General features: G+C 57.1%; 18 protein-coding genes. 3 read left to right on the top strand and 15 right to left on the bottom strand.

Annotation, left to right across the window (positions count from 1 at the left end):
• Window positions 1-67: 67 nt before the first annotated feature.
• The 3 genes from ACETPC_RS17915 to guaB all read right to left on the bottom strand — a co-directional run bounded on the left by ACETPC_RS17915 (window position 68) and on the right by guaB (window position 4,322).
• On the bottom strand, window positions 68-976 hold the full coding sequence (locus tag ACETPC_RS17915) for an Rpn family recombination-promoting nuclease/putative transposase (protein WP_380183682.1): 909 nt from the start codon (window positions 974-976) through the stop codon (window positions 68-70).
• A 220-nt stretch (window positions 977-1,196) separates the two neighbouring features.
• Window positions 1,197-2,777 (bottom strand): glutamine-hydrolyzing GMP synthase, encoded by a 1,581-nt coding sequence (gene guaA / locus ACETPC_RS17910; RefSeq protein ID WP_380183681.1) that lies wholly within the window; start codon window positions 2,775-2,777, stop codon window positions 1,197-1,199.
• Between the two features lie 78 nt (window positions 2,778-2,855).
• Window positions 2,856-4,322: an IMP dehydrogenase gene (guaB, locus tag ACETPC_RS17905; protein WP_380183679.1), complete on the bottom strand. Its 1,467-nt coding sequence runs from the start codon at window positions 4,320-4,322 to the stop codon at window positions 2,856-2,858.
• Window positions 4,323-4,492: 170 nt separating this feature from the next.
• Between guaB and xseA the strand changes: the two genes are divergently transcribed.
• From xseA to ACETPC_RS17890, 3 genes are all read left to right on the top strand, one after another.
• On the top strand, window positions 4,493-5,869 hold the full coding sequence (gene xseA, locus ACETPC_RS17900) for an exodeoxyribonuclease VII large subunit (RefSeq protein WP_380183677.1): 1,377 nt from the start codon (window positions 4,493-4,495) through the stop codon (window positions 5,867-5,869).
• 81 nt (window positions 5,870-5,950) lie between these two features.
• Window positions 5,951-6,964, top strand: a complete 1,014-nt coding sequence (locus ACETPC_RS17895; protein WP_380183675.1) for a M4 family metallopeptidase — start codon at window positions 5,951-5,953, stop codon at window positions 6,962-6,964.
• A complete protein-coding gene (locus ACETPC_RS17890; protein WP_380183673.1) occupies window positions 6,961-7,293 on the top strand; it encodes a protealysin inhibitor emfourin in 333 nt (110 codons plus the stop codon). The genes ACETPC_RS17895 and ACETPC_RS17890 overlap by 4 nt, the downstream gene beginning before the upstream one ends.
• A gap of 284 nt (window positions 7,294-7,577) precedes the next feature.
• Here the strand turns inward: ACETPC_RS17890 and ACETPC_RS17885 are convergent, their stop codons facing one another.
• The 12 genes from ACETPC_RS17885 to pbpC form a co-directional block, all read right to left on the bottom strand.
• Complete coding sequence (locus ACETPC_RS17885; RefSeq protein WP_380183671.1) at window positions 7,578-10,010, bottom strand: glucose/quinate/shikimate family membrane-bound PQQ-dependent dehydrogenase; 2,433 nt, start codon at window positions 10,008-10,010, stop codon at window positions 7,578-7,580.
• 469 nt (window positions 10,011-10,479) lie between these two features.
• Window positions 10,480-10,707, bottom strand: coding sequence for a zinc ribbon domain-containing protein (locus ACETPC_RS17880; RefSeq protein WP_380183669.1), 228 nt, complete (start codon window positions 10,705-10,707; stop codon window positions 10,480-10,482).
• A gap of 62 nt (window positions 10,708-10,769) precedes the next feature.
• Complete coding sequence (gene der / locus ACETPC_RS17875) at window positions 10,770-12,260, bottom strand: ribosome biogenesis GTPase Der (protein ID WP_380183667.1); 1,491 nt, start codon at window positions 12,258-12,260, stop codon at window positions 10,770-10,772.
• Between the two features lie 155 nt (window positions 12,261-12,415).
• Window positions 12,416-13,597: an outer membrane protein assembly factor BamB gene (gene bamB, locus ACETPC_RS17870; protein ID WP_380183665.1), complete on the bottom strand. Its 1,182-nt coding sequence runs from the start codon at window positions 13,595-13,597 to the stop codon at window positions 12,416-12,418.
• 21 nt (window positions 13,598-13,618) lie between these two features.
• Window positions 13,619-14,239 (bottom strand): YfgM family protein, encoded by a 621-nt coding sequence (locus ACETPC_RS17865; RefSeq protein WP_380183663.1) that lies wholly within the window; start codon window positions 14,237-14,239, stop codon window positions 13,619-13,621.
• 13 nt (window positions 14,240-14,252) lie between these two features.
• Window positions 14,253-15,542, bottom strand: a complete 1,290-nt coding sequence (hisS, locus tag ACETPC_RS17860) for a histidine--tRNA ligase (RefSeq protein ID WP_380183661.1) — start codon at window positions 15,540-15,542, stop codon at window positions 14,253-14,255.
• Window positions 15,543-15,607: 65 nt separating this feature from the next.
• Window positions 15,608-16,729 (bottom strand): flavodoxin-dependent (E)-4-hydroxy-3-methylbut-2-enyl-diphosphate synthase, encoded by a 1,122-nt coding sequence (gene ispG / locus ACETPC_RS17855; RefSeq protein WP_380183659.1) that lies wholly within the window; start codon window positions 16,727-16,729, stop codon window positions 15,608-15,610.
• 37 nt (window positions 16,730-16,766) lie between these two features.
• The gene (gene rodZ / locus ACETPC_RS17850) at window positions 16,767-17,750 is read right to left on the bottom strand and encodes a cytoskeleton protein RodZ (protein WP_380183657.1); all 984 of its coding nucleotides are present in this window, start codon (window positions 17,748-17,750) and stop codon (window positions 16,767-16,769) included.
• Window positions 17,740-18,462, bottom strand: coding sequence for a type IV pilus biogenesis/stability protein PilW (gene pilW / locus ACETPC_RS17845; protein WP_380183655.1), 723 nt, complete (start codon window positions 18,460-18,462; stop codon window positions 17,740-17,742). Before pilW ends, rodZ begins: the two co-directional genes overlap by 11 nt.
• A gap of 66 nt (window positions 18,463-18,528) precedes the next feature.
• Window positions 18,529-19,692 carry a bifunctional tRNA (adenosine(37)-C2)-methyltransferase TrmG/ribosomal RNA large subunit methyltransferase RlmN gene (locus ACETPC_RS17840; RefSeq protein WP_380183653.1) on the bottom strand — a complete coding sequence of 388 codons (1,164 nt, stop codon included), beginning with the start codon at window positions 19,690-19,692 and terminating at the stop codon, window positions 18,529-18,531.
• Between the two features lie 171 nt (window positions 19,693-19,863).
• Entirely contained in the window at window positions 19,864-20,295 is a 432-nt protein-coding gene (gene ndk, locus ACETPC_RS17835) for a nucleoside-diphosphate kinase (RefSeq protein ID WP_380183651.1), read from the bottom strand.
• Between the two features lie 172 nt (window positions 20,296-20,467).
• Complete coding sequence (pbpC, locus tag ACETPC_RS17830) at window positions 20,468-22,789, bottom strand: peptidoglycan glycosyltransferase PbpC (RefSeq protein ID WP_380183649.1); 2,322 nt, start codon at window positions 22,787-22,789, stop codon at window positions 20,468-20,470.
• Window positions 22,790-22,823 lie beyond the last annotated feature (34 nt).

Here is a 22,823-nt window from a genome sequence, read left to right as displayed (position 1 = left end):
CGGAGTGCTGGCTGCCCCTGTTTAACCGCCTGGTTCATCACTGTTATGTGCTGAAAAGTTGAAAACCTTAGTGAGCTAACTTCCACAGCGTTATGGCCGGTAGTTTGGTCATTTTCCTGATGGTTTTAAGATCTAAACCGCAGGCCAGCATAGTACGCGCGACTTCCAGTTTTGCCTGCTGAAAACCTTCGTCACGGCCTTGTTTGAGGCCTTTTTTAAGGCCAAGCTGTTCCAGTTGTTCTGCTATGGTCATCATAACCTCCTTGTGCTGCGGTAAGCGCCGCGCCAGGCTACGGAATAGCGCTTTGCCGTTGTTCGCCTGCCCTGCCTGCGTTATGTAATTAACCAGCAAGGTCAGCTGCTCATTGTGAATATCCCCATGATCTAACAGCACGATCATTTGCTGCTCCAGCGCCGCCAGATCCCTTAAACGAATATGCTTTTGCAACAGTTCCAGCATTGCAATGCGGCGGTGAGTGACGATTTTATCATCAGAAATCGCCGTGATGTCAACCAGGGGAAAGTCATTACTGTAGAGCTGCGCGGCCAGTTCTGGATTATTGAAGCCCTGTAGCCAGTTAGTGTCGTAAGGGTAAGGCGTAACGGCACCATGGTAAAAAAGGATGGGGATGACTAACGGCAGCTTTTTATAACCCGCATCCAGATGCCGCTTCATCGCCGCTATGGCGTAGCGCATCAGCCGAAAGCTCATCTGCTTGTCCGGCGTGCTTTGATGTTCGATCAGGCAATAGATATAGCCCTCGCCTTCTGTGGTTTCCAGCGAATAGAGCACATCGGAATGATAAGTCCGCAAATCATCCTCGATAAAACTGCCGGACGTTAGTTTTAGCGTGCTGAGGTTGCAGCAGCTAAGCAGCTTAGCGGGCAGATGGATCTGCAGAAAATCTCTGGCTGCGTCGATCTGGCTTAAGTATTGTTTAAAAAAGGCGTCGTGCGGCGTCGGCGTCAGTGCCATATCTTGCTCCCGTCACTTCCGTTTGTTCTGGCGGGAACTTAGCACAGATGGAAAGCATCCGGGCTGGCTGTTACGCTCTTTGTTTAAGCGTTGCGAGGCTGCTCGTAAAGCGAAATGTAACGCAGACAATTTGCAGAAAAATGTTGGTTCAGGATGGAAAAAGCTCCGCCGCCTGGCAGAGCTTTTTTAAGGTTGGGGTTAGTGCAAAGGGGTTATTGCCTTATTCCCACTCAATCGTGGCAGGTGGCTTACCGGAAATATCGTAAACCACGCGGGAGATACCGTCGATTTCGTTGATGATGCGGTTGGAGACGCGGCCGAGGAACTCATACGGCAGGTGCGCCCAGTGCGCGGTCATAAAGTCGATGGTTTCCACTGCGCGCAATGAGACAACCCAGTCGTATTTACGGCCATCGCCCATTACGCCCACGGAACGCACTGGCAGGAACACGGTGAACGCCTGGCTTACCTTGTTGTACAGGTCGGCTTTATGCAGCTCTTCGATAAAGATGGCATCGGCACGACGCAGCAGGTCGCAGTACTCTTTTTTCACTTCGCCCAGTACGCGCACGCCTAAACCTGGACCAGGGAACGGGTGACGGTAAAGCATGTTGTACGGCAGGCCAAGCTCCAGACCAATTTTGCGTACTTCGTCTTTAAACAGTTCGCGCAGCGGCTCGACCAGGCCCATCTTCATTTCTTTCGGCAGGCCGCCCACGTTGTGGTGCGACTTGATCACGTGCGCTTTGCCGGTAGCGGAAGCGGCGGATTCAATGACATCCGGATAGATGGTGCCCTGCGCCAGCCATTTCACGTCCTGCAACTTCAGCGCTTCTTCGTCGAACACTTCCACGAACACGCGGCCAATGATTTTACGCTTGGCTTCCGGCTCGTCCACGCCTGCCAGCGCGTCCAGGAAACGCTGCTCGCCTTCGACGTGAATGATGTTCAGACCGAAGTGATCGCCAAACATCTCCATCACCTGCTCCGCTTCGTTCAGGCGCAGCAGCCCGTTGTCCACGAATACGCAGGTCAGGCGATCGCCGATGGCGCGATGCAGCAACATAGCGGTCACGGAAGAGTCCACGCCGCCGGAGAGGCCCAGGATCACTTTGTCGTTGCCAACCTGCACGCGCAGGCGCTCAACGGCGTCCTCAATGATTTTTGCTGGCGTCCACAGCGCCTCGCACTGGCAGATTTCCAGCACAAAACGTTCCAGCATGCGCTGGCCCTGACGGGTATGAGTGACTTCCGGGTGGAACTGCACGCCGTACAGGCGCTTTTCTTCGTTAGCCATAATGGCAAACGGGCAGGTTTCGGTGCTGGCAACGGTCACGAAATCGGACGGGATGGCGGTGACTTTATCGCCATGGCTCATCCAGACATCCAGCAGCGGCTTGCCATCCGCGCTCAGAGAATCTTCGATGCCGCGCGTCAGCGCGCTTTCCACATTGATTTCTACCTGCGCATAACCGAACTCGCGCTCGCTGGAGCCTTCCACTTTGCCGCCAAGCTGCAGCGCCATAGTCTGCATGCCGTAGCAGACGCCGAATACCGGCACGCCAGCGTTGAAAACGTATTCCGGCGCACGCGGGCTGTTGTTCGCCGTGGTGCTTTCCGGGCCGCCGGAAAGAATGATGCCGTTGGGATTAAACTGGCGGATCTGCTCTTCGGTGACGTCCCATGCCCAAAGTTCGCAATATACGCCCAGCTCGCGCACGCGGCGTGCAACCAGCTGCGTATACTGCGAGCCGAAATCAAGGATCAGGATGCGGTGTTTATGGATATTTTCCGTGGTCATTGGGCTATTCCAGAGCGATAAACAAATACAGGGATTAGGTAACATGCCCGGCCAGCGCCGGGCATCATGGCCGGGTTATCAGGAACCCATGCGGTAGTTTGGCGACTCTTTGGTGATGGTTACGTCATGCACGTGGCTTTCCGTAATGCCTGCGCCGCTGATGCGAACGAATTCTGCTTTAGTGCGCAGCGCTTCGATGGTGCCACAGCCGGTCAGGCCCATGCAGGAGCGCAGGCCGCCCATCTGCTGGTGCACGATCTCTTTCAGGCGGCCCTTATAGGCTACGCGGCCTTCGATACCTTCCGGTACCAGCTTATCCGCCGCGTTGTCGGTCTGGAAATAACGGTCGGAAGAGCCTTTAGACATCGCGCCCAGCGAGCCCATACCACGGTAGGATTTGAAAGAGCGGCCCTGGTAGAGTTCGATTTCGCCCGGAGATTCTTCGGTACCGGCCAGCATTGAACCAACCATTACCGCGCTTGCGCCAGCGGCGATTGCTTTAGCGATGTCGCCAGAGAAACGGATGCCGCCATCGGCGATAACAGGAATGCCGGTGCCTTCCAGCGCGGCAACCGCATCGGAAACAGCAGTAATCTGTGGAACGCCTACGCCGGTAACGATACGGGTAGTACAAATAGAGCCTGGGCCAATACCTACTTTCACCGCGCTCACGCCTGCTTCCGCCAGCGCCAGTGCGCCAGCGCCGGTCGCTACGTTACCGCCGACGATTTGCAGGTCAGGATATTTCGCGCGAGTTTCGCGGATACGCTGCAATACGCCTTCGGAGTGGCCGTGTGAGGAGTCAATCAGCAGTACGTCAACGCCAGCCGCGACCAGCGCATCCACGCGCTCTTCGTTGCCTGCGCCTGCACCAACTGCCGCGCCAACACGCAGACGGCCCTGCTGGTCTTTACAGGCGTTAGGCTTACGTTCGGCTTTCTGAAAATCTTTTACGGTGATCATGCCCAGCAGATGGAAAGCGTCGTCTACTACCAGCGCTTTCTCGATACGTTTTTCATGCATCTTCTGCAGCACGACTTCACGCGCTTCGCCTTCGCGTACGGTAACCAGACGCTCTTTCGGGGTCATTACGGCGGAAACCGGCAGGCTCAGGTCGGTAACGAAACGCACGTCGCGGCCGGTGATAATACCAACCAGTTCGTTTTCGCTGTTAACTACCGGATAGCCTGCAAAGCCGTTACGTTCGGTCAGGGCTTTGACATCGCTCAGCGCGGTGGTTGGCAGCACGGTCTGCGGATCGGTAACCACGCCGCTTTCGTGTTTTTTCACCTTGCGAACTTCTTCCGCCTGGCGTTCGATGGACATGTTCTTGTGGATAAAGCCCAGGCCGCCTTCCTGTGCCAGCGCAATGGCCATGCCCGCTTCGGTCACGGTATCCATAGCCGCAGAGAGCATAGGAATGTTCAGGCGAATAGTTTTAGTAAGCTGGGTACTGAGGTCGGCCGTATTAGGCAAAACAGTGGAGTGAGCAGGAACGAGCAGAACGTCGTCAAATGTCAGGGCTTCTTTAGCGATTCTTAGCATGGCAATATCTCAACCTCAGGGTGAATGAGAACTTGTAAAATATTGCCGCGGCATTATACAGGGCGTAATCGATTGCCTCCAGCATTATTTACGAAAAACTCTTGATCCCTCTGGTAAGGCATGTAGTATCGGTTAATTAACCCTCTGATTTGAAATTTGATCTCTATCACATGTCGCTACCGCCAACCGCCAATATTTTTACCGTCAGCCGCCTGAACACCACGGTGCGCAAGCTGCTGGAAATGGAGATGGGCCAGGTCTGGCTGAGCGCCGAGATCTCGAATTTCTCCCAGCCCTCTTCCGGCCACTGGTATTTCACGCTGAAAGATGACGGCGCCCAGGTGCGCTGCGCAATGTTCCGCAACAGCAACCGCCGCGTTACCTTTCGTCCGCAAAACGGACAGCAGGTGCTGGTCAGAGCCAGCATTACCCTTTACGAGCCGCGCGGCGACTATCAGCTAATAGCAGAGAGCATGCAGCCTGCGGGCGATGGCCTGCTGCAACAGCAGTTCGAGCAGCTCAAGCAGAAGCTGGCGAACGAAGGTTTGTTTGAACAGATTCACAAGCAGCCCCTGCCGGATCCGGCGCGCCAGGTTGGTGTAATCACTTCTTCAACCGGTGCGGCGCTGCACGATATTCTGCGTATCCTGCATCGTCGCGATCCTTCTCTGCCCGTAGTGATCTACCCTACTCCGGTTCAGGGCGTAGATGCACCTGCCAGCATAGTGCGGGCCATTGAGGTGGCGAACCAGCGTGCAGAATGTGATGTGCTGATCGTCGGACGCGGCGGCGGCTCGCTGGAAGATTTATGGAGCTTTAACGACGAGCGCGTGGCAAGAGCAATTTTCGCCAGTCGTATCGCTATCGTTAGCGCCGTTGGGCATGAAACCGATGTCACTATCGCGGATTTCGTAGCGGATCTGCGCGCGCCAACGCCTTCGGCAGCGGCCGAGCTGGTCAGCCGTAATCAGGTTGAGCTGCTGCGCCAGCTACAGTCGCAGCAGACCAGGCTGGAAATGGCGATGGATTACTATCTTGCTCAGCAGAACCGCACCTTTACGCGGCTGCATCATCGTCTTCAGCAGCAGCACCCTCAGCTAAGACTGGCCCGCCAGCAAACTACGCTGATGAAGCTGCAGCGCAGGCTGGATGATGCCATGCAGCTGCGGCTGCGCCAGGCCAGTCGTCAGCAGGAACGAGTTGCACAACGCCTGGCGGCCACGCAGCCGCAGCAGCGTCTTTATCGCGCGCAGCAACAGCTGCAACAGTGGCAGTACCGCTTACAGCAGGCGATGCAGTCGCAGCTTAACGGCAGCAAACAGCGCTTCGGCGAGCTGGCGGCGCAGCTTGAAGGCGTTAGTCCGCTGGCAACGCTGGCGCGCGGCTTCAGCGTTACTACGGTGGCCGATGGCGCTGTAGTAAAAAAAGCCGCGCAGGTTCAGGCTGGCGACAAGCTGCAAACACGGCTGGACGATGGCTGGGTCGAGAGCGAAGTCACCGCCATTAAGCCGCTAAAAAAATCCCGCGCGAAAACGGCCCGGCGGTAAAAAGCACGTCGGGCTACAAAGCGCGTACGCAATGCAGCCACTATACTTTTTGGACATTTACGATGGACCAAGGAGCATGGTATGCATTACGGCGTCATTCCTCCCTATATTCTGCGCAAAATCATCGATAACGGCTCCGGCCAGCAGCAGAGCTGCGCGCGTCATACTCTGGCGCACGTACAAACGCTGATGGCGGAAAACTGGATCAAACCGGACGGCGCAAAAACCGCCGCGCCGGGCAAGGTTCAGCGGGAAATCTATGATTCAGAGCAGACGCAAAATCTTCCCGGCACGCTGGTGCGCAGCGAAGGCCAGTCCAGCAATAACGACGTTGCCGCCAATGAGGCTTACGATTATCTCGGCGTCACCTACGATTTCTTTTGGCAGGCGTATCAGCGCAACTCTCTGGATAATCAGGGCCTGACGCTGAAAGGCACCGTGCACTACGGCAAAGGCTATCAAAACGCTTTCTGGAACGGGCAGCAGATGGTGTTCGGCGACGGTGACGGCGAAATATTTAACCGCTTTACCATTGCGTTAGATGTGGTCGGCCATGAGCTGGCGCACGGCGTAACGGAAACCGAGGCCGGTTTAATCTACTTCGAACAGGCGGGCGCGCTGAATGAATCTCTGTCGGACGTATTCGGTTCGCTGGTGAAGCAGTTCAGCCGCAAGCAGACCGCCGATAAGGCAGACTGGCTTATCGGCGAAGGTTTGCTGGCCGAAGGCATTAACGGCAAGGGGCTGCGTTCGATGTCGGCTCCCGGCACGGCCTACGACGATCCTTTGCTGGGCAAGGACCCACAGCCTGCGGATATGAAAGGCTATATACAAACGCGGGAGGATAACGGCGGCGTGCATCTGAACTCCGGCATTCCTAACCGCGCTTTCTATCTGGCCGCAAAAGCGCTGGGCGGCTATGCGTGGGAGCTGGCGGGCTACGCCTGGTATGACACGGTATGCGATAAAACGCTGCCGCAAAACGCCGACTTCAAAACTTTTGCGCAGTATACTGTTAATCACGGTCAGAAACGTTTTAATAAATCGGTAGGCCAGGCGATTGAAAATGCCTGGAAAGAGGTTGGCGTATTATGAATTCACTTCCGGAACTGAGCGACGACGCGGTCATTGACGTGGCGCGCGAAGGTGGTTTTGCTTTTATCCCTAAGCTGTCCGCCGCAAAAAGAATTGCGCTGGCACAGTTGGATCCTCCGCAGCGGGAGCATGTGTGCAGCGTGCTGCGACAGGCGTTGCCGTTAGGGGAACCGCCGGGAGAGCAAAGCCGGGCCGGAAGAGGAGATCAACGTTATTACCGTATTGAGATTACCTACGCGACTCAGCAGCATTCAGGCAATATAGTGATTCTGATCCCTGAGGATTTGGCACCGCCTGAACTGGTGCAGCTCTGGCACGACGGTCAGTAGATAAAAAAAAGCCCCGCTAATCACGGGGCTTGAGGTTGATGACAAACTCTTTATCGCCTTTAAATCAGTGACAAAGCAGCAGGGGCAGATCGGAACATGGACACGCCGTGAAATCGTCCCTGATGGCTCGGTTGGCGCGTCCCTGCGCCAAACGGTCCACTTATCCGCTCTGCCTCCGCCGCTATCAAGCTGCTGTGTTGCTGTAAAAAGAGGCAGTCCTGATGAAGGGTTCAGGTTTGTCAGCAGTCTGAAGCCCCGCTAATCGCGGGGCTTCTTTTTTACGCTTACTTATCCAGCGAGAAGGCAATCACGTAGTCACCACGATCCGGGGACTGACGCGCGCCGCCCGCAGAAATCAGGATGTACTGCTTGCCTGTTTTCGGCGATTTGTAGCTGATTGGGCCGCCCTGGCTACCAACCGGCAGACGTGCTTTCCACACTTCTTTACCGGTTGCGGAGTCAAAGGCGCGCAGATAGTAATCCTGCGTACCGGCGATAAACACCAGGCCGCCCTGCGTGGCCAGCGTGCCGCCCAGCGTTGGCATACCTACCGGCATCTGCGCATGCATTTTGATGCCGAACGGGCCGGTATCCTGCACTGTGCCGACCGGAACCTGCCACACCAGCTTCTGGGTTTTCAGGTCGATAGCGGAAAGCGTACCGAAAGGCGGCTTCTGGCAAGGGATGCCCAGCGGCGACATAAAGCGGTTTTTGTTAACCGCATAAGGCGTGCCTTTCAGCGGCACCGCGCCCATACCGGTGTTGATGGCTTCGCCACCGTTGCTGCCACGAGCGATAGCGCCAGTGTTAGCCGGAATCATCTGCACCCACAGGCCAAGACGCATGTCGTTGACGAAGATGTAGTGATTATTTGGATCGGTAGAGAGGCTGCCCCAGTTCATACCGCCCAGCGAGCCAGGGAAGCTGAGCGCTTTATCAGTGCCCGGCACGGTGTACAGGCCATCGTAACGCATTGATTTAAAGGCCACGCGGCAGGCGAGCTGGTCGAACGGCGTCGCGCCCCACATATCAGACTCTTTCAGCGTCTCCGCGCCAATCTGCGGCATGCCTACAGACTTAGGCTGGGTTGGCGTGTACTGCTCGTTCGGGATATTGCCTCTTTTAACCGGCACTTCTTTCACTTCGGTCAGCGGCTTGCCGGTCAGGCGATCCAGCACATAGATCTGGCCCGCTTTGGTGCCGATAACCACGGCTGGCTTGCTGGTGCCGTCTTTCATTGGGAAGTCGATCAGGCTTGGCTGCATCGGCAGGTCAAAGTCCCACAGATCGTTATGTACGGTCTGATAAACCCACTTCTCTTTACCGGTGGTGGCGTCAACAGCAAGCACAGAAGCGCCATATTTATGGTTCAGCGCGGTACGCGTTGCGCCATACAGGTCCACCGAAGAGCTACCCATCGGCATAAACACGGTATTCATGGTCGGGTCGTAGGACATCGGTGCCCAGGAGTTAGGCGTGCTGCGGGCGTAATTCTGACCCGGCTGCAGTTTGGCGTTCGGATCGTCGTTGCCGGTATCAAACGCCCAGCGCATCTGGCCGGTGATAACGTCGAAACCACGGATTACGCCGCCAGGCATATCGGTCTGTACGTTATCTGCTACGCGACCGCCTACCACTACGGTAGTACCGGCCAGCGTCGGCGCGGAAGTCAGCTGGTATTTTGGATCCTGCGCTTCGCCCAGGCCCGCTTTCAGGTCAACCACACCGTGGTCGCCGAAGTTCTGGCAGAGTTCGCCGTTGTCGGCATTAATAGCCATCAGGCGCGCGTCGATGGTGTTCATCAACAGGCGACGCTGGCAGCTATCGCCCGCAGCCAGAGCAGGCTGCGGCACCGCCGTGGAGCCAGGTACGGAAGGCTGAGTCAGCGGTTTAGTGGCATCGAAGTAAGCCAGGCCGCGGCAGCGGTTCCAGACTTCCGCCTGCGCGTTAACTACGTGTTCCCAGATCTTTTTGCCCGAGTCAGCGTTAACAGCAATCACGTTATTGTGCGGCGTACAAAGATAAAGTACATCGCCAACTTGCAGAGGCGTTTGCTGATCTTCCGCGCCGTTGCCGGTCGGGCTGTCAGGAATATCGCCCGTATGGAAAGTCCAGGCAACTTTAAGATCTTTAACGTTGTCGCGCGTAATCTGATCCAGCGCTACGAAGCGGCTACCGCCCGGCGTGTTGCCATAGTTATCCCAGTTTTTCTGCTCGCTCGCCTTATTAACCGGCGTTAGCGGCAGTTCGCTACCATCGGCGACCGGCGCGTGAGGCTGGAACATTTGCGCGAAGGTTGCGACCATACCCACAACCAGCACGGCTGCAGAAATATAAGCTGGCTTAGCCGCAGAGGATTTCCCTTCATGCTTGCGCAGCGCGGGCAGCGTGATAACGGCCAGCAGCGTCAGGCCAGCAATTGTCATCAGGCGCGACACCAGCGGCCAGAAATCCAGACCGACGTCCAGCAACGCCCAGATTACCGTGCCGATAAAGACCAGCGCGAAAAGCGTTACGGCGGAGGATTTACGACGGAAAAATTGAATGGCGGAAAGCACGGTAACAATACCGGCAATCAGGAAGTACCAGCTGCCGCCCAGCGACACCAGTTTTCCTCCGCCAATAACAAAGAACAGGCCGGTCGCCAATAAAATCAGGCCCAGCACAAGGCACCATAAACCCAGCCATTTTGGCGACCGGGCATTTGTTTGAGACATGGTAAAGATACTCCTGGAAAAAACAGGCCCTTAGCGCAATCTTATGCTGCTTCAGCGCGCTTTAGCCAGGCGCCGGACGAAGCAAATCAACATTAGGCTATGGTCGCTATTTTTATTAACAAGTCGTTACGGGCCGCGCCCGTCCTGCGCCAGCGCAAAATTGCCTCAGGGCTTTTCGCCGCTGGCGGCAAAATTGTACCACGCGGTTCATAAATAACTACACAGAAAATTAACAAACTTCACACTTCAAATTATAACTGACAATTTCCGCCACCTAATTTTAACTGTAGAAAAACAATTACGGCGCACAATTGTTCAAAGCGGCTAAAGGAGCCACTAGCAGAGTAATTAAAGAATGAATATGTTAGCGATGGGTAAGCGGGGGAAAATAAAAGCCGGGCTAATTAAATTAACCTTGTTTACAACGAGGGGATGAAATAAGCACCAGGCCGCGAGCAGCCCGATCTTTTTAGAGTGACTCGATGAGCGGTTTGAAAATCACGCTTTTTCTGGAGATTAAACCATCGCCGTTAGGGCAAAAGTAGTCGACGGCACCGCAGGCTTTCAATACCTGCAGAGACTGTCCGCAGCTGGGGCAGATTGGCTGTGCAGCAAAATCACGCTGGCATTCAACGCAGTGAAAGGCGTCCTGTTGGGCAATAAGTTGATGCTGGCAAACCGGGCAGTTTTCGCTCATAGAGATCTCCTGTGCTGTTTGACGAGTATAAAACAAAGGGGGCCATCAGGCCCCCTTGCGGATTAACGTTTATTCTTTTTCAGATGACTCATCAGACGCTTGCGCTTGCGCTGCTGGTTTGGCGTCAGCAGGTTGCGTTTACCGGCAAACGGGTTCTCGCCTTCCTTGAACTGGATGCGGATAGGCGTCCCCATGACCTCCAGCGAACGGCGGAAGTAGTTCATCAGGTAGCGCTTGTAGGAGTCCGGCAAGTCTTTGACCTGGTTGCCGTGGATCACCACAATCGGCGGGTTGTAGCCGCCAGCGTGCGCATACTTCAGCTTCACCCTGCGCCCACGCACCAGCGGCGGCTGGTGATCGTCGGCCGCCATATTCATGATACGGGTCAGCATGGAAGTGTTAACACGGCGGGTTGAGCAGTCGTAAGCCTCGGTGACCGACTCAAACAGATTGCCTACGCCGCTGCCGTGCAGAGCAGAGATAAAGTGCACGCGAGCGAAGTCGATAAAGCCAAGACGGAAGTCCAGCGTCTCTTTGACCTGCTCACGGATCTCCTGTGACAGGCCATCCCATTTGTTGACCACGATCACCAATGAGCGGCCGCTGTTGAGGATAAAGCCCAGCAGCGATAAATCCTGATCGGAGATGCCCTCATGCGCGTCGATAACCAGCATCACGACGTTGGCGTCTTCAATTGCCTGCAGCGTTTTGATCACGGAAAACTTCTCTACCGCCTCGGTGATTTTTCCGCGTTTGCGCACGCCAGCTGTGTCGATCAGTATGTATTCCCGGCCATCGCGCTCCATTGGGATATAGATGCTGTCTCGCGTGGTGCCCGGCATATCGTAAACTACCACGCGGTCTTCACCGAGAATACGGTTGGTCAGCGTTGACTTACCCACGTTTGGACGGCCAACGATAGCCAGTTTGATCGGCAGATCCAGCGGGTTGAAGTCGTCTTCCTCTTCTTCCTGCTCTTCGCCGCTCTCTTTCGCCGCCAGCTCTGCCCAGTAGGCTTCGTTTTCCTCTTCTTCCGTCAGCTCCGCCTGCGGTGCCACTTCATCCATCCACGGCAGCAGCACCATCTCCAGCAGACCTGTTACGCCACGGCCATGCGAAGCCGCGATCGGATGAATTTCGCCAAGCCCCAGCGAATAAAAATCAACCACGGCGGAATCGGGATCCATGCCGTCGGTTTTATTGGCAACCAGGAAAGTAGGTTTCTGGCGTGAGCGCAGATGTTGGGCGATGGCCTGATCGGCAGGCATCAGCCCGGCGCGCGCATCCACCATAAACAGCACTACGTCGGCTTCTTCAATCGCCAGCAGCGACTGTTCCGCCATGCGCGTTTCCACGCCCTCTTCTGTACCATCGATACCGCCGGTATCGATACAGATAAACTCACGCCCTTCGACCTCGGCGCGACCATACTTACGGTCACGGGTTAGCCCGGGAAAATCCGCTACCAGCGCATCTCGCGTGCGCGTAAGACGGTTAAAAAGTGTTGATTTTCCCACATTGGGACGCCCGACCAGCGCGACCACAGGTACCATATTGAAGCCTCATTACTAAAATTAAACGCCTGACCGCTGGCAACTTAAATGCTGACGCAGACGCAGGCTCAAGGCGTAGAGGATACCACGCCTGTAGAAAAACGAAACGGCCCCTGAAGATTCAGGAGCCGTTGCAAAACGGTGCTAAAAGCTAATTAGCGGGTAAAAGCGTAAACCTTGCCGCCTTTCGCCTGAATCAGCAGCTTGTCGCTGGCGACCACTGGCTCGGTCTGGAAACCGGAACCGTCGACTTTCTGCTGCGCGACAAAACGACCATCGGTGGTGTTGATCCAGTGCAGATAGCCTTCGCTGTCGCCGGTAACCAGATAGCCATTATAGAGCACTGGCGCGGTCAGGTTGCGGTGCAGCAGATCGCTCTGGCGCCACAGCGTTACGCCGCCATCGGTGCTTAGCGCCACTACGCGGTCGTCCTGATCGACCAGGTAGATGCGGCCAGCGTCCACGATCATGTTGTTTACGGAACCAATTTCTCGCTTCCACATGATCTGGCCCGAACGCAGATCCAGCGCCGACAGGTTGCCGTTATAGGCCAGCGCGTAAACCACGCCGTCTACCACAACTGGCGTAGTATCGACATCTGACAGGCGATCGATTTCCGTCGCGCCGCCCGGCTGTGAAATACGCTGCTGCCAGATAATCTGGCCCTGGTTCATCATTACCGCGCTGACGCGGCCGTTATCGCCGCCAACGATAGCCGCGCCAAAGGCGGTCGCTGGCGCTGATTCGCCGCGCAGCGACAGCGCTGGTACATCCAGGTTAACCGTCCATTTTACCGCGCCGCTGTTTTGATCCAGACCCTGCAGCATGCCGTTGCTGGTATGGATCAGCACAAGGCCATCGCTGGCGACCGGACGCGACAGCACTTCACCCGCTGCTTTGGTCTGCCACACAATGGAGCCATCGCTGCTGTTCAGCGCGTAAACTTCACCGCGTTCGCTGCCGACATAGACATGTCCGCCGTCATAGCTCACTCCGCCGGAAAGCAGCGCGGGCAGGTTTTTCGAGAAGAAGCCAGTTTTGGTCGAGAGATCGACTTTCCACTGCTCTTTGCCGTCGCCTGCGTTCAGCGCTTTAACGATGCCGAAACGATCGGCAGCGTACACGGTATTTTCTGACCAGGCCGGATGCAGGTTAGAATAGAAATCGCCTACGCCATCACCTACCGACGTGCTCCAGACCTCTTCCGGGGTAAACTGGTTTTCTACTTTTGGCAGCGGCGACATTTTGACCACGTCTTCTTCGCCGCTGAACCATGAACATCCGCTGAGCAGCGTGACTGAAATCAGCCCCGGCAGCAGTATCTTACGCAATTCCATGACATCCCTCTTGAGCCCGTTTTAGCCCGGCAAATTGTTCATTTTCATCTGCAGCATCTCTTTCAGCGCCGGCGAGGCGTTGGAGGCAATGCCTTTACTCCAGGCTTCACGAGCGCCTTTGCTGTCGCCCTTGCTGAGCAGCGCTTCACCGCGCACGTCGGCGATAATGGCCGTCCAGCCTTCGCCTTTGACCGCGTCCAGGGTTTTCAGCGCCGCATCCGGCTGCTTCTGCTGCAGCTGAACACGGGCCAGGCGCAGATTAAGCACCGCCTGGAGGTTAGCGTCTTTGGTGGCTTTCAGCCCGTTTTGCAGCTGCGCTGCGGCTTTATCCAGCTCGTTGTTGTCAACGTAGCGCTTCGCCAGATCCAGCGAGGCCAGCGCGCCGTAGGTATTGCTGTTGCTGTCGGCAAACTTTGCCGCCGCCGTCAGCGTCTCTGGCTTACTGCTATCCAGCGCGGTGGAAACCTGCTGGTAGGCCGCCGAGGTTTCACGGCTGCCGCTGTCCTGATGGCTGCTCCAGTAGCGCCAGCCCGCCAGCGCGCCGATGCCGATAATAACGCCGATAGCCAGCGCCTTGCCGTTCTGCGCGAAAAAGCTTTTCAGCGCGTCGACCTGTTCGTTTTCGTTGCTATATACTTCCACGCCAACTCTCTCCTTAAATCGCGGCGGTCTGCTTCAGCATTGCTGCCAGCGTCGCTGCCGCCTCATGCTGCTCCAGCTTCTGCTGCTCGCCGTTGCGCAAATCTTTAATGACTACCAGGCCGTTGGCAACTTCTTCTTCGCCCAGCACCAGCGCGACGCGCGCGCCCCACTTGTCTGCGCGGGCAAACTGCTTCTTGAAGTTGCCGCCGCCGAAGTTAGTCATTAGCTTCAACGAGGGATCCGCATCACGCAGTTTTTCCGCCAGCTGCATCGCCGCAGACTGTACGCCAGCCCCTGAAGCGATAACATAGACATCGACAATGCGCGTCGGTTCAAATTCCGGATTCACCGCCTGCACCAGCAGCACCAGGCGCTCCATGCCCATGGCAAAACCTACGGCTGGCGTAGCTCGTCCGCCCAGCTGTTCTACCAGGCCATCGTAACGGCCGCCGGCGCAGACTGTACCCTGCGCGCCCAGGCTCTCGGTGACCCACTCAAAAACAGTGCGGTTGTAGTAGTCCAGGCCGCGTACCAGACGCTGGTTCACTTTATAGGCGATACCGGCATCTTCTAACAGCTGGCAGAGGCCTTCGAAGTGCTCGCGGGATTCCGTATCGAGATAGTCGCCCAGCACCGGCGCATCGTTCAGCAGCTGCTGCACGTCCGGGTTTTTGCTGTCGAGCACTCGCAGCGGGTTGCTGTACATGCGGCGCTTGCAGTCTTCATCCAGCACTTCTTTGTGCTCTTCCAGGAAAGCCACCAGCGCATCGCGGTAGTTGGCGCGCGCTTCCAGCGAACCGATCGAGTTCAGCTCCAGACGAACGTGATCGGCGATGCCCAGCGCTTTCCACCAGCGTGCGGTCATCATAATCAGCTCGGCGTCGATATCCGGCCCCTGCAGACCGAAAACCTCTGCGCCAATCTGGTGGAACTGGCGGTAGCGGCCTTTCTGCGGACGCTCGTAGCGGAACATCGGGCCGATGTACCACAGGCGCTGCTCCTGATTGTAGAGCAGACCGTGCTCGATGCCGGCGCGCACGCAGCTTGCCGTGCCTTCCGGACGCAGCGTCAGGCTTTCGCCGTTGCGGTCGTCAAAGGTGTACATCTCTTTTTCGACTACATCGGTCACTTCGCCGATAGCGCGCTTGAATAACGGGGTCTGCTCTACAATCGGCGTGCGGATTTCGCTGTAGCCATAGCTGGCCAGCACCTGCTTGAGGGTTTGTTCGATACGCTGCCATACCGCGGTGTCTACCGGCAGATAGTCGTTCATTCCGCGGATTGCCTGAATATTCTTCGCCACTGTTTTCTCTTCTTTCCTTTCGGAGGCGGGCCGCGAAAGCCAGGCCGCGCCCGCCCCGCCGTTATTTATTTTTCAACCTGCTGCACATCGATACGACGGGATTCGTCCATCATCGCGGCTTTAGCGCGAATGCGCGCTTCCAGCTGGTCGATCATATCGTGGTTGTCCAGACGCTCGCGCAGGCGCACGCCGTCCTCATAGAAACCGCTTTTTTTGTTGCTGCCGGTGACGCCAAGCGTGGAGACCAACGCTTCGCCCGGCCCATTCACCACGCAACCGATAATGGAGACATCCATTGGGGTGATGATATCTTCCAGCCGCTGCTCCAGCGCGTTAACGGTGCCGATCACGTCGAACTCCTGGCGTGAGCAGGTCGGGCAGGCGATAAAGTTGATGCCGCGCGAACGGATACGCAGCGATTTCAGGATATCGAAACCGACTTTTACCTCTTCGACCGGATCTGCCGCCAGCGAGATACGCAGCGTATCGCCGATACCTTCCGAGAGCAGCAGCCCCAGGCCGATAGCGGACTTTACCGCGCCAGCGCGCGCGCCGCCTGCTTCCGTAATCCCCAGATGCAGCGGCTGCTCGATCTGTTTTGCCAGCAGGCGATAGGATTCGACAGCCAGAAAGACATCCGAGGCTTTGACGCTGACCTTGAACTGGTCAAAGTTGAGGCGATCGAGATGATCCACATGGCGCATGGCGGATTCCAGCAGCGCCTGCGGCGTCGGCTCGCCATACTTTTCCTGCAGATCTTTTTCCAGCGAGCCGGCGTTTACGCCGATGCGGATAGGAATGTTGTTATAGCGCGCGCAGTCAACGACCTGGCGGATACGCTCTTCGTTGCCGATGTTGCCCGGGTTGATGCGCAGGCAGTCAACGCCGTACTCGGCGACTTTCAGCGCGATGCGGTAGTCGAAATGGATATCGGCGACTAACGGGACGTTAACCTGCTGTTTGATCGCGCGGAAGGCTTCAGCGGCATCCATAGTCGGAACAGAGACGCGGACGATATCTACGCCGACGCGCTCCAGCGCTTTGATTTGGTTGACCGTCGCGGCCACGTCCGTGGTTCGCGTATTGGTCATGGACTGGACGGCAATAGGCGCGCCGTCGCCCACCGGCACCTTGCCGACGTAAATGCGCTTTGATTTGCGACGGATAATGGGTGCTTCGTTATGCATATTCTTTCTCCGGAATTACTCGCGACCAGAAGATGCGTTATTGCGCACCGACTGTCAGGCGGGCAACCTGGTTGGTACGGATAAAACGACTCAGATCGACCGGCTGGCCCTGGTATTGGATCTGGACTGCGCCCGGCGCGCCAATCTTCAGGCGATATGGCGTTTTGCCGGTAAGGTTGAGTTTACCACCGCTGCGCTGGATCCCGCTGAACAGTTTTTTGCCGGTCGCATCGCTGACTTCCAGCCAGCAATCTTTACTGAAGTTCATCACCAGCGCGTTGGCATCGGCAGCCGGGCTGACGCCCGCGGCGGCCGTTGGCATCTGGCTTGCGCTTTCCTGCGGCGCCTGCGAAGGCGAAACGGCCACGGGTGCCGCGCTTTCTGCTGGCGCTGCCGGGCTGGCTGCGGCTGGATTAGCCGCAGCGGCTGGCTGAGCCGTCTCCGCTGCGCTTTCTGCTGGCGCGCTGCGCACAGGCAGGCTGTCTACTGGTGACGCATCCGACTGCTGCGCGCTATCCGCGCCGCTGTCGGTTAAAGGGATTGACTGACCATTGCTGTCGCTCGCGCCCGCATTCTGATCGGCCATAGAAACCAGATCGTCCTGCGCCGCCTTGTGGTTCTGCCACCACCAGGCACCGGTCAGCCCGACGACCACAAACAGCACCAGCCAGGTGAAAATCATTAGCCAGCCATCACGCTTTTTACGGCGTTTGCCCAGCGAAAAGCTCTGCATCGGTTCGACTTTGGCGGCCCGCACCGGCGCCTGTTTCGCCATCATCGGCAGCAGCTCTTCTTCCGGTACATGTACCAGCCGGGCATAGGAACGGATATAGCCACGCAGGAAGGTTGACGCCAGATCCGCAGGCGCCTTGTCCTCTTCAATGTCGCGGACGGTGGAAAGTTTCAGGCAAAGGCGCTCCGCAACGTTCTGCTGAGAGAGGCCCATCTGCTCACGGGCCATGCGCAGGCGCTCGCCTGTTGAATTTACTGCTGATTTATCTTGAGTGGCTTCAGTATTCATTAGCTAAAAAATGCAGGTACTGTATCGATTGTGGAAAATTTCGCGCCAGCTGTTCCCCGGCAAGCCGGATGCTCTCCGGATGCCCTGCCTGCGCGGCGAAGCGAATCTCTAACCACAAGCTCTGCGCCGAAGGGGCAAAGTTGTGTTGATAAACATCTAACAGGAGCCGCGACGAATCGCGCTCGTTCTTTCCAAATCGCCTTTCGGCTTCCGCCAGCAGCGCGGCGCCCTTTTCCGCATCGTTCCGCGTCGCTTCCAGCAACGCCGCTTTCGCCTTCTGCGGCTCGCCTGCCCTGAGATAGCAATAGCCAGCGTTTTCCACCGCATCGGCGCGTCCCGGCAAAGCGGCGGCCTTGCCGAACTGCTGCTGGGCCGCATCATACTGCCCTAAAAGACAGAGAAACGCACCGTAATTATTGATTACGTCACGGTTTTGTTCTGCCAGCGCCACCGCTTTACGGTAGCTCTTTAGCGCGCCAGCCTGGTCGCCCGTTTGCTGAAAATAGCGGGCCATAGCCAGCCAGCCGCGATAATCATTGGGTGCCAGCGCCAGCGACTGGCGCAGATTGCGCTCTGCCGCCGCCGGTTCGTTCTGCGCCAGCCAGGCCAGGCCTAATTGTAGCTTTGTTGCGGCCAGCTCGCTGCGCGGTGCCGTCTGGCCGCAGCCCGCAAGCAGCAGCGCGGCCAGCCAGAGTAGTAATCCCTTAGCCATAATCGCCTCCTTAACGGAAGCGATGTTACGCCCTTTGGCTCAGGGAACAAGCCGCGCTGCCGGGTTTCAGAGCGCTTTCACAGAAATCGCTTCGCCAGCCATTTTTTTGCGCATGGTGCGGCGCGTGCGGTCGATGACCTCGCCAGCCAACTGGCCGCAGGCGGCATCAATATCATCGCCACGGGTCTTACGCACAATAGTGGTAAAACCATAATCCATCAACACTTTAGAGAAACGATCGATGCGGCTGTTCGAACTACGGCCATAAGGCGCGCCCGGGAAGGGGTTCCATGGGATCAGGTTGATTTTGCACGGCGTATCTTTCAGCAGCGCGGCCAGCTCATGCGCATTGTCAGTACTGTCGTTGACGTGATCCAGCATGACGTATTCGATAGTCACTCGGCCCTGATTGGCGTTGGATTTGGTGATGTAACGAGCCACCGAAGCCAGGAAGGTTTCGATATTGTACTTTTTGTTGATCGGCACGATTTCGTCGCGGATGACGTCGTTAGGCGCGTGCAGCGAGATAGCCAGCGCTACGTCAATCATATCGCCCAGCTTATCCAGCGCTGGTACTACGCCGGAAGTAGAAAGCGTTACGCGGCGCTTGGAAAGCCCAAAGCCGAAGTCATCCAGCATGATTTCCATTGCCGGTACTACGTTGTTCAGGTTCAGCAGCGGCTCGCCCATGCCCATCATTACCACGTTGGTAATAGGCCGCTGGCCGGTGACTTTAGAGGCACCGATAATTTTAGCGGCGCGCCAGACCTGACCAATAATTTCTGATACGCGCAGGTTGCGGTTAAAACCCTGCTGCGCGGTCGAACAGAATTTGCACTCCAGCGCGCAGCCGACCTGCGAAGAGACGCACAGCGTGGCGCGATCTTTTTCGGGAATGTAGACGGTTTCTACCTGCTGGCCGCCGACGGTGATGGCCCATTTTATGGTGCCGTCCGCCGAGCGCTGCTCTTCTGCTACTTCCGGCGCGCGGATCTCGGCCAGCTCTTTCAGCTTGCCGCGAAAAACTTTGTTGATGTCGGTCATTTCATCGAAATCATCACAGCAGTAGTGATAGATCCACTTCATCACCTGATCGGCGCGGAAAGGCTTTTCACCTAAGCTGACGAAAAACTCGCGCATTTGCTGACGGTTGAGATCGAGCAGGTTGATTTTTTCTTTTTTTGGCGTGGCGATGGCGACGGACGACGGAGTCACAATTTGTTCAGACATAATTTTCTCTGGCCTCGTTGTTACACGTTATGGCGCTGGGGGTTAAAGGTGTATAAATAAAACGCCCCCGCTTAAGCAGGGGCGCATTATTGTACAAGCGCGGGATAGCGGGTTAAAGGGCGTTATGAAAATAAATTGTAAACGCGCCGCCGTCCCGGGCCGACAATCAGCTTAGCGAGTGCGTGGGCACACTTCGCCTTCGCCGAAGAAGTACGCGATTTCACGAGCAGCAGACTCTGCAGAGTCAGAACCGTGGGTAGCGTTTTCGGTGAAGCTGTCTGCGTAGTCAGCACGCAGCGTACCGGCCAGCGCGTTGTCCGGGTTAGTTGCACCCATCAGATCACGGTGACGCTGTACGGCGTTTTCGCCTTCCAGCACGGAAACAACAACCGGGCCAGAGGTCATGAATTCAACCAGACCGTCGAAGAAAGGACGGCCCTGGTGTTCTGCGTAGAAGCCTTCAGCCTGCTCTTTGGTCAGGTGCAGCATTTTGGTGCCAACGATTTTGAAGCCAGCGCTTTCAAAACGGTTAAAGATGGCACCAATTACGTTTTTTGCCACCGCGTTTGGCTTTACGATAGAAAAAGTACGTTCGATAGTCATAGTGACCCCTGTTTGATGTCGAATTTAGCCGGTGAAAAGGCTCCCCGGCCGGGAAAATGGCGCCGATTATAGGGGGCTGAGCCAGGCTTGCCTATGGAAGATTTAATAATTTATTAAAAAAACAGGTTTTCTCCCCACACTTTTATAACGGCCTGACTTTATTTTATACAAATCACTGCAATTCAAAGCTGGCTGCCGCTACCTCGCCTGCTTCATCAAGTACCGTCAGTTGGTGCCTGCCAGCATCGCTAAGCGAAAGAGACCAGGAAGCTTTGCCATCCGCCTCGGCTAACGGATTACCATCAAAAAACCACCATCTCTGGCTTCCTTCTCCGCCCTGCACGCTTACGCTGACTGTCAGTGTGGCCTGCCCCGGCAGGCGATGCAGTAATTGACCATCCCGTAGTCCGGTCATCAGCAATGGCGCTTTATTGCCAGAACGCAGCGGCGGACAGCCTGGATCACTCTCCGGCAGGCGATTACTGCGCCGTTCCGCAGAGGGCAGCCACGGCTGTAACGCAAGCGGCCACTGAATCACTTTTTCCGCATGGGCCTGCGGGCAATCTGCCGCTACCTGCTGCCCGGCTTCATTAAGCCAGATGGGTTGCTGAAGCCCGGCGAGGCTCTCCTGGCCGACTGCCAGCAAAGTTGGTGGCGTAGTCCGATCCAGCAGCCAGCTTTGCCTGCGCTGGCGACAGTTGCTGTCACCGGCAGGCAGCGGTTGCCCGCCAGGCCAGCAGATTATGCCTGCCGTTACCGAAGCGGGCCGCGCGTCGCCGGGCAGCCAGTTGCCGCGAAAAACCGGCGAGGTCATCAAGAGATTGTTGACCTGGTTCAGCACCGGAACCGCGCTGGCGTTGCCATACTGACCGGCGACGGGCGTGCCGTCCGGGCGGCCAACCCAAACGCCGATCAGGTAACGCGGGTTAACGCCTATTGCCCAGGCATCGCGATAGCCATAGCTGGTGCCGGTTTTCCACGCCAGCGGCACCACCGCAGGCAGAACGCCGTCCGCAAGCGGCTGCGCTTCTCCCGCCATAATGCGCCGGATAATCCAGGCCGCGCCCGGCGACAACAACCGCCTTTCCTGTAGCGGCTGCTGCGGCAGGAAACGCAGCTTCGCCGCCTTGCCGTGACGGGCGAAAGCGCTGTAAGCCGCAACAATTTCATCCATTCTCGTGCCGGTGCCGCCAAGCACCAGCGACAGATTAGGCTCGGCTGCTGGCGGAAAACGTAGCTGCAGGCCGACATTTCTTAACGCTGCGGTCAAATATTTTGGCCCCAGCGCTTCCAGCACCTGTACCGCCGGTAAATTTAACGAGCGCACCAGCGCCTCGCTGACGCTTACCGGGCCGTGAAAACCGCTGTCGAAATTGCCCGGACGGTAGTCGCCAAAACGTCTGGGCACATCCTGTAAAAGCGATTCTGCATGGATTAACCCCTGATCCAGCGCCATGCCATAAACAAAAGGTTTCAGCACCGAGCCGGGCGAGCGGACGCTGCGGATCATATCGACGTGGCCGAAGCGGCTGTCGTCATCCAGATCGGCGGAACCAACGTAGGCCCGCACTTTCATCGTGGCGTGATCCACAACCAGGATAGCCATAGAGGTGCGCGGCGGTAGCTGAGTTTTCCAGCCTGCGGTCAAGGCTTCCAGCTGGCGCTGCATCGGCGCGCTAAGGGTAGAGACTATTTTTTGCTGCTTTGACAAAGCCAGCAGCCTGCGCGAAAGCAGCGGCGCAAGCTGAGGCACTTGCCTGGGCGCCAGCCAGACCGGTTCCTGCAGGATTTCTTCCACCTGTTTTGCGGGCCAGACCTGCAACGTCGCCATGCGTTTGAGCACCTTGTCTCGTGCCGCCTGCGCACGCTCCGGCCAGCGATCCGGGCGCAGACGGCTTGGCGCCTGCGGGAGAACTGCCAGCAGCGCTGCTTCGCCCCGCGTTAACTGAGAAGGCGGTTTGCCCAGCCATGTCCAGCTCGCCGCGCCCACGCCTTCAACCGTCCCGCCAAAAGGCGCCCGGTTCAGATAGAGCGTCAAGATCTCGCGCTTCGAAAGGTGCCACTCCAGCTGTAAGGCGCGCCAGACCTGCCAGAGCTTGCCGCTAAATGTTCTGGGGCGGGGATCAAGAAGACGTGCTACCTGCATAGTGAGCGTGCTGCCGCCTGATATAATCTCGCCCCCACGCAAATCCTGCCAGGCAGCCCGTAGCAGCGCCTGAGGATTGATGCCCGGGTGATACCAGAACCAGCGATCTTCATAGTTCAGCAGCGCCTGCAGGTAATCCGGCGCGACATCCTCCGGGCTGACCGGATAACGCCATATGCCGTTGGCGTCGGCAAACCGCCACAGCGGCGTGCCATCTTCTGCCACCACCAGCCGCGCAGGCGCGACCTCCGCCAGCGGCAGCGGCCACAGCCGGTCGGCAAGCATTAGCAGCAGCGCCAGCAGACAGGGAAGCAAAAGCCAGCGAACATAGCGAGACAGGATTTTCATTCTGCTACGGCGCCCGCTGCGACGCGGGCGCCTC

This window comes from Pantoea sp. sgz302252 (assembly GCF_042610525.1).
In the GTDB taxonomy this organism is placed as follows: domain Bacteria; phylum Pseudomonadota; class Gammaproteobacteria; order Enterobacterales; family Enterobacteriaceae; genus Erwinia.
Note: the sequence above shows the minus strand (reverse complement) of the source record. Positions and strands in the feature narration are given on the sequence as shown.

Coding starts and splice junctions, on each gene's coding strand:
- ACETPC_RS17915 (WP_380183682.1), bottom strand. CDS start 976: ATGGCACTGACGCCGACGCCGCACGACGCCTTTTTTAAACAATACTTA.
- guaA (WP_380183681.1), bottom strand. CDS start 2,777: ATGACCACGGAAAATATCCATAAACACCGCATCCTGATCCTTGATTTC.
- guaB (WP_380183679.1), bottom strand. CDS start 4,322: ATGCTAAGAATCGCTAAAGAAGCCCTGACATTTGACGACGTTCTGCTC.
- xseA (WP_380183677.1), top strand. CDS start 4,493: ATGTCGCTACCGCCAACCGCCAATATTTTTACCGTCAGCCGCCTGAAC.
- ACETPC_RS17895 (WP_380183675.1), top strand. CDS start 5,951: ATGCATTACGGCGTCATTCCTCCCTATATTCTGCGCAAAATCATCGAT.
- ACETPC_RS17890 (WP_380183673.1), top strand. CDS start 6,961: ATGAATTCACTTCCGGAACTGAGCGACGACGCGGTCATTGACGTGGCG.
- ACETPC_RS17885 (WP_380183671.1), bottom strand. CDS start 10,010: ATGTCTCAAACAAATGCCCGGTCGCCAAAATGGCTGGGTTTATGGTGC.
- ACETPC_RS17880 (WP_380183669.1), bottom strand. CDS start 10,707: ATGAGCGAAAACTGCCCGGTTTGCCAGCATCAACTTATTGCCCAACAG.
- der (WP_380183667.1), bottom strand. CDS start 12,260: ATGGTACCTGTGGTCGCGCTGGTCGGGCGTCCCAATGTGGGAAAATCA.
- bamB (WP_380183665.1), bottom strand. CDS start 13,597: ATGGAATTGCGTAAGATACTGCTGCCGGGGCTGATTTCAGTCACGCTG.
- ispG (WP_380183659.1), bottom strand. CDS start 16,729: ATGCATAACGAAGCACCCATTATCCGTCGCAAATCAAAGCGCATTTAC.
- rodZ (WP_380183657.1), bottom strand. CDS start 17,750: ATGAATACTGAAGCCACTCAAGATAAATCAGCAGTAAATTCAACAGGC.
- pilW (WP_380183655.1), bottom strand. CDS start 18,462: ATGGCTAAGGGATTACTACTCTGGCTGGCCGCGCTGCTGCTTGCGGGC.
- ACETPC_RS17840 (WP_380183653.1), bottom strand. CDS start 19,692: ATGTCTGAACAAATTGTGACTCCGTCGTCCGTCGCCATCGCCACGCCA.
- ndk (WP_380183651.1), bottom strand. CDS start 20,295: ATGACTATCGAACGTACTTTTTCTATCGTAAAGCCAAACGCGGTGGCA.
- pbpC (WP_380183649.1), bottom strand. CDS start 22,789: ATGAAAATCCTGTCTCGCTATGTTCGCTGGCTTTTGCTTCCCTGTCTG.